Origin of the sequence: Psychrobacter sp. DAB_AL62B (assembly GCF_028895345.1) — a bacterium.
Classification (GTDB): Bacteria; Pseudomonadota; Gammaproteobacteria; order Pseudomonadales; family Moraxellaceae; genus Psychrobacter.
The window spans coordinates 1-13,565 of record NZ_SAXC01000005.1; the positions used below are offsets into that span (position 1 = coordinate 1).

At 41.9% G+C, this 13,565-nt stretch carries 11 protein-coding genes and 1 rRNA gene; 7 read left to right on the forward strand and 5 right to left on the reverse strand.

Translation table 11 applies throughout. The annotated features are described in order from the left end of the window. Positions 1 to 83 (forward strand): 5S ribosomal RNA (gene rrf / locus EPB74_RS13445); the annotation flags it as partial. A 95-nt stretch (positions 84 to 178) separates the two neighbouring features. On the opposite strand, the gene EPB74_RS08165 is transcribed toward rrf, so the two are convergent. Next, positions 179 to 442: a DUF1289 domain-containing protein gene (locus tag EPB74_RS08165; protein ID WP_274903770.1), complete on the reverse strand. Its 264-nt coding sequence runs from the start codon at positions 440 to 442 to the stop codon at positions 179 to 181. 174 nt (positions 443 to 616) lie between these two features. Between EPB74_RS08165 and EPB74_RS08170 the strand changes: the two genes are divergently transcribed. From EPB74_RS08170 to EPB74_RS08180, 3 genes are all read left to right on the forward strand, one after another. Then, a complete protein-coding gene (locus EPB74_RS08170; RefSeq protein ID WP_274903771.1) occupies positions 617 to 1,273 on the forward strand; it encodes a YqiA/YcfP family alpha/beta fold hydrolase in 657 nt (218 codons plus the stop codon). Positions 1,274 to 1,383: 110 nt separating this feature from the next. After that, positions 1,384 to 3,270, forward strand: a complete 1,887-nt coding sequence (gene parE, locus EPB74_RS08175; protein ID WP_274903772.1) for a DNA topoisomerase IV subunit B — start codon at positions 1,384 to 1,386, stop codon at positions 3,268 to 3,270. 144 nt (positions 3,271 to 3,414) lie between these two features. Continuing rightward, positions 3,415 to 4,107: a lysophospholipid acyltransferase family protein gene (locus EPB74_RS08180; RefSeq protein ID WP_274903773.1), complete on the forward strand. Its 693-nt coding sequence runs from the start codon at positions 3,415 to 3,417 to the stop codon at positions 4,105 to 4,107. Positions 4,108 to 4,265: 158 nt separating this feature from the next. Here the strand turns inward: EPB74_RS08180 and EPB74_RS08185 are convergent, their stop codons facing one another. Further along, complete coding sequence (locus EPB74_RS08185; RefSeq protein WP_274903774.1) at positions 4,266 to 4,931, reverse strand: SDR family NAD(P)-dependent oxidoreductase; 666 nt, start codon at positions 4,929 to 4,931, stop codon at positions 4,266 to 4,268. Between the two features lie 273 nt (positions 4,932 to 5,204). On the opposite strand from EPB74_RS08185, the gene EPB74_RS08190 reads away from it, so the two are divergent. Then, a complete protein-coding gene (locus EPB74_RS08190; RefSeq protein ID WP_274903775.1) occupies positions 5,205 to 6,617 on the forward strand; it encodes a hypothetical protein in 1,413 nt (470 codons plus the stop codon). A 143-nt stretch (positions 6,618 to 6,760) separates the two neighbouring features. Here EPB74_RS08190 and EPB74_RS08195 read toward each other — a convergent pair whose 3' ends face one another. After that, a complete protein-coding gene (locus EPB74_RS08195; RefSeq protein WP_274903776.1) occupies positions 6,761 to 8,542 on the reverse strand; it encodes a mechanosensitive ion channel in 1,782 nt (593 codons plus the stop codon). A gap of 403 nt (positions 8,543 to 8,945) precedes the next feature. Between EPB74_RS08195 and EPB74_RS08200 the strand changes: the two genes are divergently transcribed. Then, positions 8,946 to 9,677 (forward strand): FKBP-type peptidyl-prolyl cis-trans isomerase, encoded by a 732-nt coding sequence (locus tag EPB74_RS08200; protein ID WP_089556012.1) that lies wholly within the window; start codon positions 8,946 to 8,948, stop codon positions 9,675 to 9,677. Between the two features lie 219 nt (positions 9,678 to 9,896). Here the strand turns inward: EPB74_RS08200 and argA are convergent, their stop codons facing one another. Continuing rightward, a complete protein-coding gene (gene argA / locus EPB74_RS08205) occupies positions 9,897 to 11,219 on the reverse strand; it encodes an amino-acid N-acetyltransferase (protein WP_089556013.1) in 1,323 nt (440 codons plus the stop codon). Positions 11,220 to 11,624: 405 nt separating this feature from the next. Here argA and EPB74_RS08210 point away from each other — a divergent pair, with 405 nt between their 5' ends. After that, entirely contained in the window at positions 11,625 to 12,212 is a 588-nt protein-coding gene (locus EPB74_RS08210; RefSeq protein ID WP_079693136.1) for a hypothetical protein, read from the forward strand. A gap of 187 nt (positions 12,213 to 12,399) precedes the next feature. Here the strand turns inward: EPB74_RS08210 and EPB74_RS08215 are convergent, their stop codons facing one another. After that, on the reverse strand, positions 12,400 to 13,440 hold the full coding sequence (locus EPB74_RS08215; protein WP_274903777.1) for a patatin-like phospholipase family protein: 1,041 nt from the start codon (positions 13,438 to 13,440) through the stop codon (positions 12,400 to 12,402). Between the last annotated feature and the right edge of the window lie 125 nt (positions 13,441 to 13,565).

Sequence of the window (13,565 nt, forward strand, 5' to 3'; positions counted from 1 at the left end):
TCCCTTCCCGAACTCAGAAGTGAAACATCGTCGCGCCAATGGTAGTGTGGGTCCGCCCATGTGAGAGTAGGTCATCGTCAGCTCTCTATTCCTGAATATCCCCCGACTAGGTAACTAGACGGGGGATTTTCTTTGCGTGGGATTTGGTGCTTTAGGGAGCTATAAATTAAATACTGCTTTATTGGAAAAGCTCACCCATCTCCACCACTTCATCAAAATCAAACCCTAACTGTTCGCCCTTACGTTGTCTCATTTGTTCTATACGCAGTTTACGTCCAGAAACCAGTCGTAGTACCTCACGGCGCTGTTCGGCCGTCATGTCATGCCATAATTGACGCTCATTACGACTACGCAGGCAGCCAAAGCAATAGCCTTTTTTATTGCTTTGACAAACACCAATACAGGGATTGGCAATCTCGAACAGTTCAAACTGCTGATTCATGGCGACTCCATCGCTATTATTGTCATTCCTTTGACCTGCATAAATCTATTATGTCGTAACTAGTAAATAATAGTGTGCCGTTTAATTGTTACTATTTTCTTTGAGCGGGTGCTATGCTCAACTCTAATCGTCTATATTTAACAATCATAACAAAATTAATAAGTGAGATTATACGTGAACATTATTTATATTCATGGATTAGATAGTGATGCCAACTCTACCAAAGGAGTGTTGCTAGAACGCTATTGTCAGCAAAACCATCCTGATATTAATGTATTACGTCCGGATTTAAATAAATCGCCAAGCCAAGTTTTTAGCCAAATATTATCATTAGTAGAAAGTTTGAATAATAATGTTGAAGATGCGCAGTTTGAATCTACTCAAACGGTATTAGTAGGTAGCTCGTTAGGTGGATATTTTTCCACCTTAGTTAGCAACCATACAGGCTGTCCAGCACTGTTATTAAATCCTAGTACTCAGCCACACGTTACTTTACAGCGCTTTGCCGATAAATTAGTTCTAGATAGTCAAAGCGAAGAAGCAGCGTCTGGAAATCGAATTTTTTATACCACGACAGGAGGTTGGGCAATCACCCAAGTAGATTTGCAATGGTTTGAAGCGCATCAGTTATTAAACGTTCATTATCCTAATAAAGTTACTGTGCTAATTAAAGAAGGTGATGAACTATTAAACCCTGAGCTGTCTAAACAGTTTTATAAAGAGCAGGGAGCGACGGTAAACGTACAAGCTGGTGGCGATCACAGGTTTAGTGACTTTGCTGAGCAATTACCAATGGTGATTAATAGGTTACGGCAGTTAGTGCAGGATTAACTAGACGACATTATATGACGTAAGCGACTGACTATTACCGTTAATGTCGCGATTTTTGGTTATAATGGTTCAATAGAATTAACCATACATGAATAGTTAAGGATGCATTTGTGAGTCAATATAATGCGCAATCGTTAGAAGTTTTAGAAGGGCTTGAGCCGGTACGTCGTCGTCCTGGTATGTATACAGATACTACGCGCCCTAATCATTTGGCGCAGGAAGTGATTGATAACTCGGTTGATGAGGCGTTGGGTGGTTATGCCAAAGTCATCAAGGTGCAACTGCATAGTGATGGGTCATTGTCGGTTGAAGATGATGGCCGTGGTATGCCAACCGATATTCATCCCGAATTTAATCAATCCGGTATTGAGCTCATTTTGACCCGTTTGCACGCAGGTGGTAAATTCTCAACTTCTAACTATGAAGTGTCGGGTGGCTTACATGGGGTTGGTATCTCCGTCGTCAATGCCTTATCAACACGAGTTGAGGTGACAGTATGGCGCGATAGTACACAGTTTGAGATGGCGTTTGAGAACGGAGCGCCAGTAACGCCTTTAACTGAAACTATAAGCTCTAATAAGCGTAAACGTGGTACCAAAGTACACTTTTGGGCAGATGGTAGCTTTTTTGATACCCCTAAATTTAACATTAAGCAGCTTAAACATAACTTAAAAGCCAAAGCGGTGCTAGCAGCTGGACTGACGATTGAATTCATCGATGATATCAATAATGAAAAAGTGGTCTGGCAATTTACTGATGGGGTTGTTGAATACTTAGATGAGCAGCTAGACGGTCTTGAAACGTTACCTGAAGTACCCTTCTATTATCACCATGAGGCAAAAAATGGTGCCCGTGCTGGTATTACTTTTGCACTGTCTTGGTTGCCTGATGGTGGTACGCCGATTCAAGAAAGCTATGTAAACCTTATCCCGACGGCTCAAGGCGGTACGCATGTTAATGGTCTGCGGACAGGTATTTTAGAGGCATTACGTGAGTTTTGTGATATTCATAATTTACTACCGCGTAGTGTAAAGCTGACCGCAGAAGATGTGTGGGACGGGATTAATTACATCTTGTCGCTTAAATTTTCTGAGCCGCAGTTTTCAGGACAAACCAAAGAGCGTTTATCGAGTCGTGAAGCGGCTGGAGCGGTACAAACGTTGGCAAAAGATGCCTTTAGCTTGTGGTTAAATCAACATGCCGATCTGGGTGCGCAGATTGCAGAGTTGGCCATCAATAAAGCGGGACGCCGCCTTAAGTCTGCAAAAAAAGTAGCGCGTAAAAAAATCACTCAAGGTCCCGCTTTGCCCGGTAAGCTCGCTGACTGCCGCGGTGATTTACGCGATGGAGCAGAACTGTTTTTGGTAGAAGGGGACTCTGCGGGTGGTAGTGCTAAACAAGCCCGCGACCGCCACTATCAAGCGATATTACCGCTACGTGGTAAGATTTTAAACACTTGGGAGGTATCATCAGACACGGTGTTATCAAGTCAAGAAATCCATGATATTGCTATCGCTATCGGTGTTGATCCAGCTTCCGATGATTTGTCTGAGCTGCGTTATGACAAGGTATGCATTTTGGCAGATGCTGATTCCGATGGACTGCATATTGCCACGCTCATCTGCGCTTTATTCGTCAAACATTTCCCTGCATTGGTGGATGCAGGTCATTTATTTGTGGCGATGCCACCTTTATACCGAGTGGACGTGGGTAAAGAGGTGCATTACGCGTTAGATGAGCCTGAGTTAAAACACATTTTGGCAAAAGTACCTGGCAATAAAAAAGCTCAAATTACACGCTTTAAAGGCCTAGGTGAGATGAGTGCAGAGCAGCTACGTGAGACCACCATGAACCGTGATACTCGTCGTTTAGTACAGCTGGATATGGATGACATGGTATTGACCAACAGTGTGATGGATATGCTGTTGGCTAAGAAGCGCGCTGCTGATCGCAAATCATGGCTTGAGAACAAAGGCAACTTAGCTGACATCTCATAAGTGCTATCAGTGAACAGCCACTATCAAGCGGCTCTCATTATTTATGATTAAGTAAGCTATAACATAACAAAATCATGCAAAATCCAGCTTAGTGGCATAAGCTTAATGTTATTATATGAGTATCTTTTACTATATGGTGCCGTCATGACATCAAAGTTTTTTAATCGCTCTAAAGCTGCTGCTCAATCTACGCGCTCTAAGATATTACCAAGACTTAGCAAAAAACAGCTGGGTAATTTAGTGCCAAGACGTGGTAATAAAGTTGCGCCAGTAATCGCTGCAGCTTTATTAAAAGCGGCAGGCTGGCGTACAGTTGGAGAGATCCCAAATATTCCGCAGGCAGTTGTATTAGCGCTTCCGCATACGTCGAATGTCGATGGTGTTTATGCGATACCCGGTTTATTTGCTCTTGACCTAAAAATCAGCATCATGGGCAAACATACGTTATTTAAAGTACCAGTACTCGCACAGTTGTTGAACTGGATAGGTGTTGTTCCTATTGATCGCAGTAATAAAGGCTCAGTCCTACAAGCCAGTATTGATCGATTCAAAACTGGTGAACCACTGTTTTTAGGATTGTCGCCAGAAGGTACACGCGAGTACACGAAAAACTGGAAAACTGGTTTTTACTATCTAGCCGTGGGCGCTGGTGTGCCCATCTTGCCGGTAGCGCTCGACTATAAGACCAAAGAAATACGTTTTATGTCTTTGGTTTATCCTACCGGGAATATCGAAGCGGATTTGCCGAAAATATATGCCCAGTATCAAGGTGTTTTGCCAAGACACCCTGAGCGCCTGTCGCAGCCATTAAAGGACGTTAATAATTTAGCTGGTTAATATTATTTTTAAAACAGTCATTCACAAGCATCTATACATAAAAACCCCCTGATATGAATGTATCAGGGGGTTTTATCTTTATTCTAAGGGTTTGGTTCAATGCTATGTGGTATAAGCAATTTACTAGCCTATAGGCATTTTAAAAGTGCAGTTAACCATTAACTAGAAGCGCTAACACCACCATTGACAGGCAGATTAACACCGGTAATCATTGCTGCATCATCACTGGCCAAAAACATAATAGCGGCTGTAACATCAACAGGTGTCGCTGTTTTTCCTAGTGGAGAGTGGGTCAAAAAAGGATTTGAACTGGTATCCGTTGTCACTAAGCCAGCAGCTACTGCATTAATACGCACACCATTTAGTGCGTTTTCTAATGCCATTGCCTTTGTGGTATCAGTCAAGCTGTTTTGTTCAGCTTTATAGGTATTAATATTCCAATCTGCTGCTATAGCAGTTAGCGTTGATACATTAACGATATTACCTTTTGTTTTTATTAAGTATGGAATGACTGATTGATGAATACCAACGGCAGTATCTATATTGACCATCACATCAATATGCTCATATTTCTCGAGCACATGCTCTATTAATCTTACAATTTGGGTTGGATCATTAACATCACTGGTTATTGTAAGGTGGTTACCTGTATTGATCCATGTATGATCTTGCGGAAGCTCCTTGTAGATATACTCTAACAGGTCATGATTAATGCCGACCAGTATGCAATTAGCGCCTTCTCTTGCGAACCTAGTAGCAGTTGTAAGACCAATATCTGAATCTGCACCTGTTATGATAACGGTTTTTTCTTTAAAGCGTTTCATGATGTTCTGTCCTTATTATCATACGATAGTCATTAAATAAGTAAAATTGATAAGCAATTTTTAGGCATTTTATAATCTATAAATCGATATACCAGCGCTACGGCTTTTATATCATCATAACAAGCCACTGCTATGAAAGCGACTGTGTATAATTGTTCTTATATAGTTTGATTTTTCGCTAAGTAGTGCGGCAATGACAATCACGATAGCATGATGTGTGTAAGTTGCAACGTACACTATGCCATATTTATTTGATACCAAAAGGTTGGGACTGTGTCCAATTCGACTACCGTAATATCTGATTGGGGTGATGTTGACAATGAGTTAGCCTGTTATTTGCACGCAGATGCTATCGAAATTGTATTGCCTAATATGCCAGAACTTGAAAATACGTATGAGGCTAAATATGATGCTCGGTACTATGACTATCGATTGCCATTGGGTAAATTACACCTATTAGAGCTGGTGGTATATTTACCTTATAGTATCTCATCGGCTAATGTGGAGACTGTACGTAGGACAGCCGTTAAGTCTGCATTGGCATGGCACAAGATTTATTTATCTAACCATAAAAACAACCAGACGCCTACTGCTAACGTATTGGTCTTTGATATTCAGTTTAAGAGCGCCAGTACTAAAGCCCATAACTTGCACGATAAAAATGTTCAAGACGGTATAGGAAAGCGCTTTAAACATGGTTTCGCTCCCCGCTACTTTATGGAGGATCTAATAATAGATATCAGTGACAGTTTGCAGCCGCTACAAATATTTAGCTGGCACGATTGGCACTCTCTATTAGCAGCACTACAGACCCCATGCGAGCTGTGGCGATTCTTAGCGTACCGTTTAGAGCAGCTGCAGCATACAGCCAGTAGCCCTGTGTCAAGTTCTGAGTCTGAAGATAAGATTGTCACTCAGTTTCTGAACAGTCCAGCTTTATTTGCGCCTGCTATCGCCATAGATAATGCACTGATTAAATATGGTCTGCAGCATGAGCCTAATTCAGCGCTCATAGCGATGACGCTTGCGCAAAAGAATCATAGCACTACTGCACAGATGTATCAGCAGCACATGGTACAAGCGGCTATTTTGTGGTCGCAACTTAGCACCCAGATGATTGCTGCGGTCAATGAAAAGCTTGTCGCTAGTAAAAACAAAGACGAGTTAGGATTAACGTTTGCTCAGTGGCAGCAGCAAATACTAGACGAGTCATTATTTTCATGCCATGAACTTGTTCGTACTTTATATAGACATCCTAAGCAAGAACAGGTATTGCAGAAAAAAGGCTATGTAGTGCACCAACATTCCTATGAAAGTTTAGGGCGGCATTATGTGCTGATATTCTATGGACAGGAGTCAGAAGGGCAGCATAGCAAGGCGACTATTCAACCAAATCTGTCAAAAATTGCGCAAGACGTTGCCACACGTTTACCAGTTGCTGAGCTTCATCATATCATTGTGCTTGGTATCGATTTTATAACTGAAGCTGAAGATACTTTCATTGATATTGATCTATGGATTCAGCCAGTAGCTGCTATGACCCAACGCGAACGTCAGCTGACCAAGCAAATAAAGCGCTTACATCAGCAAAGTCAGAATCATGATCAGCACTCTCATCAAAGTCTGGATGAACCAGAGAATTCAAAAGCTAGGCAAATAATTCAGGAGCCTAAGAAAAATCTATAAGTTAATGAATTACCATGGTTTCAGATAAATGTCTCTATCCCAGCACGCAATGGTGAATTCTAAATAAAATATGAATCATCAACCATAAAAAAAGACAGCCTGAGCTGTCTTTCTTTTGTGCAAAATGAATTAATAATGAGGAATTATTTTAAATTATCATCATCATCTTTGTTAGTAAAACCACTACCGGTGGTGAAATCATTACTATTGTCGTCAGTTTCGATATGTGTGACATCAACCGTATCTGAACCTAGATGATTAGAAGTACGTGAATCCGAACCTAATTGAGTAGGAGTACTTGTATTAGGATTATCAAGATCTGTACTTACTACAGGAGTGGTAGTTGCTACCGGCTTCGTAGTTGCTACAGGAGTGCTATTTGTCGCCGCGCTCGGTGTGTTCTCACGAACCGAAGCCGCAAATTTATCTTGAGTCGATGAACTCGGATTTAAAGCAGATTTCGCTTTTGCTTCGTCACGTTCTCTGTCCATTTTGTCCTGCATTTTGCGTAGGAAGCGTGCTGCTGCTTCTTGACCACCAAGACCAAACGATAGGGCAAATGCAACCGCCACCGCACCTAGGGTTAGACCAAATGCTAGGTTAACAATAGAATCAGCAATACCCATCGCTTTTAGACCCATGGCAAGTACTAAGCCCATGATTAATACGCGAACGATATTTGCTAGGAATTGCGAACCTTGTTCAGAACGCTCGACGACACCAGCAATGATGTTGGCAAGCCAGAAACCAATAAACAGGATGATCGCGCCTAGGATGATATTGGCACCGAAAGCGATAAACATCGTAATGATTGCTGAGATAGGCTCAAAACCTAGTAAGTCAGCTGCTGCGATAGAGGCAAACAACATCGCAAAGAAAATAATAGCGTAACCAACTAAGTCAGAAACTCTCTGATTACCCATAGCATCTTGAAGACCAACTTTGGCGGGTAATTGATTGATCTGAGTGTTTTCAATCAAGCCTTTAATAATGTTAGCGACCATACGCATGATATAGTAAGTCACTACTAAAATTGCTATCGCCATAAGAATATTAGGCAACGCTGCAGTGATTTTATTAAGCATGTTGGTTGCAGGACGAGCAATGACTTCGATCTTCAACGCTTCTAAGGCTGCGATGATAGTAGGGATAATGATGACTAAAAAGGCTAAAGACCCTGCTATATTAGGTAATTTGTTTTGATCATTTAAGCCAGCTTTTGAAGCCAATGCTTGTACATCAAACGTTGCCACTAAGTTGGTAACGATGCCACGCACGACTTTAGCGATAACATAACCAATCAGCAGTATGATCCCAGCTTTCAAGATATTGGGAATTGCGTCAAATATTTGGCTGACCATGATACTTAAAGGAGCAAACAAACCATCAAGCTCTAACTGACCTAGTACCATCGTTAGTACTATCAGTAAGATGAACCAATAAACGATGTCAGCAATAGTGCTGCTCATAGGTTTCACGCCCGCATGAGCACTTAAGCGCTCATCCATCGTTGTTTTGGCGAGTCCAGCATTGATAGCGGTACGAGCAACCGTCGCAATAACCCAACCGATTACACCAACAGCAATTGCGCCAATGAGATTAGGAATAAATGCCAATACTTGATTGACCATATTCGCAAACGGTGTCGAAATAGAATTTAGATTTAATTGGCTAAGCGCGCCTGAAATAGCGATGATGAATATAAACCAAAAAACAATCTTCGAGATAATGCCCTCTAGATCGTAGCTTTTACCGGTTGAAGAATTCATACGCTGGTTGAGATTGACTTTAGATAACACACCGCGCACAAGCGCAGCAATACCGAGGGCAACCAGCCAGCCAATGATGAAAATCAAAATAGCGCCGATGATGGAACCTATAGGGCCACCAAGATAACCGTTGAACGATGTAAACATTGGATTCATCCTGTCCTCCTTGAATAATCATGTATAAGCGATTAAGTAATGCATGCTGCTAAATATGAGCATTTTTACTTTTAGCAAACACATACCTAATTATTAGTATTTTTAATTAAAATTATTTAAGAACGTAATTGTAGACCGACTTTAGCGGTTGTTAACAAAATCTACGTTCTGTTACTTGTTACCTTAACTAATTTAGCTTAGCTGATGTAATGATAGATTTAAAGACAGAAAGCTTAACCACTTACTATAGTTGTGTGATAAGTTGTTATTTTTGCGGCAAATATTAACATAGACTGTACATTTGACCGATAATTTTAAGGGAATCATAGCCCCCAAAACTAAGATTTGCTATTATAAGAGAATGTGACATCTCGCCACTATTATTACAATTTGAGAGTATTCTATGAAAAAAATTACTACCCTAAGCGTCAGTGCACTTGCTAGCGCTATGTTATTAATCACAGGTTGTAGCACTAACAACGGTAATCAAGAAACCGCGGCCCAAAGCGTTTCTGTCACTGAGCAAAGCCCAGCAAATGAAAAAGTGGGTTATAGTTTGGGCTTTATGATGGCAGAAGGAAATAAAGAAGCGGTTGGCGATTTGGATCTTGATACCTTTGAGAAAGGCTTTCGTGATGGCTATGAAGGCAAAGACTCAGCGTTGACTAAAGAGCAAATGGAAGAAGTATTGATGACTTATCAAAAAGAACAAGAAGAGAAGTTTGTGAAAGATATGGAAAGCAAAGCGGGTGAAAATAAAACCAAAGGCGCGGCATTCCTAGCAGAGAATGGTAAGAAAGCAGGCGTAAAAACCACAGCTTCTGGTCTACAATATAAAGTAGTGACCGCAGGTACTGGCAAATCACCAAAAGCAACTGACGTGGTTGAAGTAAATTACGAAGGTAAATTGATCGACGGTACTGTATTCGACAGCTCTTATGAGCGCGGTGAGCCAATTGAATTCCCACTCAATCAAGTTATTGCTGGCTGGACTGAAGGTCTACAGTTGATGAAAGAGGGTGGTAAATACGAGTTTTATATTCCAGCTGATATCGCTTATGGCGAAGCGGGCAACGCAGGTATCGAGCCTAACAGCACGCTTATCTTTACTGTTGAGCTATTAAAAGTAAAATAATACGTTATTAGCATTGTTAAGAAGCAATGATAAAAATTATCTATAAAGGATAATAAGAAAGCCCTCTAAATTAGAGGGCTTTTTTGTAACGGGTTTTGTGACAGGTTTTATGACTGATTTTGTAACGCAAGCTATTAGGATTGAAGATTTTTTAATTCAACAGCATAGGGTTTGCACAACCGATATCAGTGAGCGTATTAGAGTCAATTCAGGCGTTACCTAAAGGTTTTTTTGAAAAACTTTAGAATTACGACCGTTATTATACTGCTCGCGCCGTGCTTCAGGTAAGGCGCTCGCCTCAACTTCAGCAAAACCTTGCTCGACAAACCAATGCGCGGTACGAGTGGTGAGTACAAATAGCTTGTGTAGTCCATGGCTGCGGGCTTGTTGCTCTAAAAACGCCAGCAAATCAGCACCGCGGCTACCGCTGCGATATTCAGGATGTACCGCGACGCAGGCAACCTCCGCTGAATCTGCATCGAGCGGATAAAGTGCTGCACAGCCTAAAATCATGCCATCGCGCTCAATGACGCTATAGTTATCAATCTCTTGCTCCAAACGCTCGCGTGAGCGGCTAACCAAGATGCCTTGCTCTTCTAGCGGCGATAATAGTTCTATCAGCCCCACCACATCGTCGATGTCAGCACGGCGAATCTCTTCATAAGGGTCGTGGCTAATCAGCGTTCCAGAGCCATCACGAGTGAATAGCTCTTCGAGTAGCGCACCGTTTTTGGCATAAGAAATAATATGAGTGCGATGAACGCCTTGACGACAAGCATTACTGGCACAGCTTAAAAAGTAATTAATCTCACAGTTCAAATCACGGTCACGTAAGAAGCGGTCGACTTCATTTGGAATCATTTCACGTAATAAACGATCATCGTGATTGATACCGGCTTCCTCGCCCAAGAATATAAGTTTGTCAGCGCCAAGTGCTACGGCTGCACTCAGAGCCACGTCTTCAGCCAGTAAGTTGAAAACTTCCCCAGTCGCCGAATAACCCATTGAGCCTAAAATCACAATATGGTCGTGTATTAGGTTATTTTTAATCGCTTCAACGTCGATAGAGCGTACTTCGCCCGTCATCTGGTAATCAACGCCATCACGGATACCATAAGGACGAGCGGTCACAAAGTTACCTGAAACCGCATCAATGCGCGAGCCATACATGGGTGAGTTTGCAAGCCCCATCGACAGTTGGGCTTCAATCTGCAAGCGAATAGCACCAACGGCTTGTAATATAGAAGGCATTGCGACGCGGGGTGTCACGCGAATGTCTTGATGCAGTGGCGATGTGATATCAGCATCTTTGAGGTTTTTTTCGATTTGTGGTCGCGCACCATGCACCAATACCAGCTTGATACCCAAGCTATGCAGTAAAGCAAAGTCATGAATCAGTGTACTAAAATTTGGATGATTGACCGCTTCACCGCCAAACATAATCACGAACGTTTTGCCGCGATGCGTATTGATATAAGGGGCAGAATTACGGAACCAATGGACGTATTCAGGGTTGATCTGGGGCATGGCGCTAGTAGTCATAATGGCAGCAATAGTCGTTAGAATAAGAAAAAGGGCATGACAGAAAATGCTTGTCGCTAAAGGATCGCTAAAGATTTACCATAGCAAAAAACGCCGTTATGAGCTATCTTTTATTTCAGTGGCTTAATAAGCCTTTCTAGCTGATTAATGATATACACAACCTCAACACGCGGTTAGTATACGTATAAACGCTTTTTGTTATGCTAAGCGCTATTGCTTTCCAGATAGCTTACGCAGATAATTGATAAAAATAATAAAGTTTAAAAAATTAACGGGATTAAGTGTGACAATATATGATGATAGATTGCTCACCATCATACATTTTAAAAAAACCATTAAATTTTATTAGCTTCGTTTTTTACCAGCTTTGTTTTACCGATACATTAACCAGGGATAATGAATGTCATGAAGAAAAGTAACCATTTTGCTAATCCATTCAGTGCATGGAGCGGACACCGCTTGTTTCATGTTGTCGCCGGTACGCTCGTTGGCGTAATGGCAGTAACGCAGGCATCAGCGATGTTGCCCACGCCAGAACAAGCGGTTGATAATTCAGTGGCCGTTCAGTCAAATACCAATCAAGCCAGTCAGTCAAATGCGCAAGCGGTCAATAGTAAAATCACCGCGTCATTGATTAGTGTGGATGCCAATGGTCAAGAAGTGCTGGTTCCTGTGACGGCAAATACGCGTTTACAGTCAGGTAATGTCCTAGAGTATCAAGGCTATTTTACCAATACCAATGCTGATCGAGTCCGTAAAATGACCGTGACGATGAGCATCCCAGAACAAGTAGAATTGCTGCGCGCCGTCTCTCCTGATTTTCCCTATGGCAGTGCGGACGGCAATACTTTTGCCCGTATGCCGTTACGTGGAAAGGTTGACAATCAGCTGCAAGAAATTCCTTTAAAGTTCTATAAGGCGGTACGCTGGGACCTCGAAGGTGTTGGCCTTAATGACACAGTCGCGGTTAAATACCGTGCGCGTGTTAAATAACCGAGCCATTTTTAAGTAAATGCTTTAATACTAGATTCTGCTTAGTCGGTATTTGCTTAGTATTTACAGCATTAAAGAAAGCACTACAGTTTATTGCTGCGGTGCTTTTTTTGTTAAGAGCTGGGTTTTTTAGCAACTATGCTTATCTATCAATTAGAAAATTTCATATTTGCGCTGAGTCTTTTCTTTAACGGGTCTTTTTCTCTAATTGAGTTTTTTCGTGAATTAATTGCTTAATTGCACTGATCTGAGCGGTAGTGGCTTGCGCGCCAGCACTAATAAGGGCGCTGCGCTGGCTCGTATCTATTGAGCTGATGTGACCGACATTGGGGATAATAACAATATCAGCGCGATCACGCTCATGACGCATCGGTATGACACGATTGATGCTTGATTGCTTAGAGACATTAGCAACGTTAGAGGCGTTAAAGGCAATATTGTTTTCAAGAAATCCCCAAAAGCTGGTCAATGAATTGATGGTCGGTATTTTATTAGTAGGAATATTAGCATTAGCAGCAGTGACATCAACGGCGATGACAATGTCGGCACCCAAATCACGGGCGCTATCAACCGGCACTAAACTGACCACGCCACCATCGATATATTTTTTACCGACTTTTTCAGGAATTCGCGGCGCAATAAAAATATTAGGGACGCTACAGGAAGCTTGCACGGCAAGGCCAGCATCACCAGTGCTAAAGACGACTTTTTTTAGTGACTGCTTTTCGGCAGCAACTGCGGCGAAGCTGATTGGGAAACTTTCTATCGTTCGCCCACCAACATGAGCATTAATAAAGTTTTTGAGCTTAATACCTTCGATAAAGCCTTGGTTAGATAAGGTAAAGTCTGTCAACTCACTATCAGCTGTGTTCAGTGCTAAGCGTTCAAGCTGCTTTGCTGTATAACCACTGGCATATAGGCTACCCACCAAACTACCGACGCTGGTGCCGACTACCAGCGTCGGTGTGATACCGTTCTCTTCTAGTGCTTTAATCACGCCTACATGAGCGAAACCTTTGGCACCGCCTCCACCCAAGACTAAAGCCACCTTAGGTTTATTCGGCACCAGTGTCTCTGTTGGAGCGACTGGCGTCAAACTATTGCAAGCACTAATAAATAGCCCAAATAAGGTAAGCAGACCAATACGCAATAGTATTAAATAATGACGGCTTAAATAATGAGGGCTTAAATAATAACGATAGGGGTAGTGCATAGAATGAACGGACATAAAAAACCTTATAATTAGCGTCATAAAACAAACCATTGCTGGATGATAGCCTATGAACCCTATTAATTATTTGTTTACTCATAAATCGGCTAGACGTCGTATGACTAAATAGCTTAGCATAAGCC

What these genes read in the sequence shown, in the direction of transcription:
- EPB74_RS08165 (WP_274903770.1), bottom strand. Translation starts at nt 442, where the DNA reads ATGAATCAGCAGTTTGAACTGTTCGAGATTGCCAATCCCTGTATTGGT.
- EPB74_RS08180 (WP_274903773.1), top strand. Translation starts at nt 3,415, where the DNA reads ATGACATCAAAGTTTTTTAATCGCTCTAAAGCTGCTGCTCAATCTACG.
- EPB74_RS08185 (WP_274903774.1), bottom strand. Translation starts at nt 4,931, where the DNA reads ATGAAACGCTTTAAAGAAAAAACCGTTATCATAACAGGTGCAGATTCA.
- EPB74_RS08195 (WP_274903776.1), bottom strand. Translation starts at nt 8,542, where the DNA reads ATGAATCCAATGTTTACATCGTTCAACGGTTATCTTGGTGGCCCTATA.
- EPB74_RS08200 (WP_089556012.1), top strand. Translation starts at nt 8,946, where the DNA reads ATGAAAAAAATTACTACCCTAAGCGTCAGTGCACTTGCTAGCGCTATG.
- argA (WP_089556013.1), bottom strand. Translation starts at nt 11,219, where the DNA reads ATGACTACTAGCGCCATGCCCCAGATCAACCCTGAATACGTCCATTGG.
- EPB74_RS08210 (WP_079693136.1), top strand. Translation starts at nt 11,625, where the DNA reads ATGAAGAAAAGTAACCATTTTGCTAATCCATTCAGTGCATGGAGCGGA.
- EPB74_RS08215 (WP_274903777.1), bottom strand. Translation starts at nt 13,440, where the DNA reads ATGTCCGTTCATTCTATGCACTACCCCTATCGTTATTATTTAAGCCCT.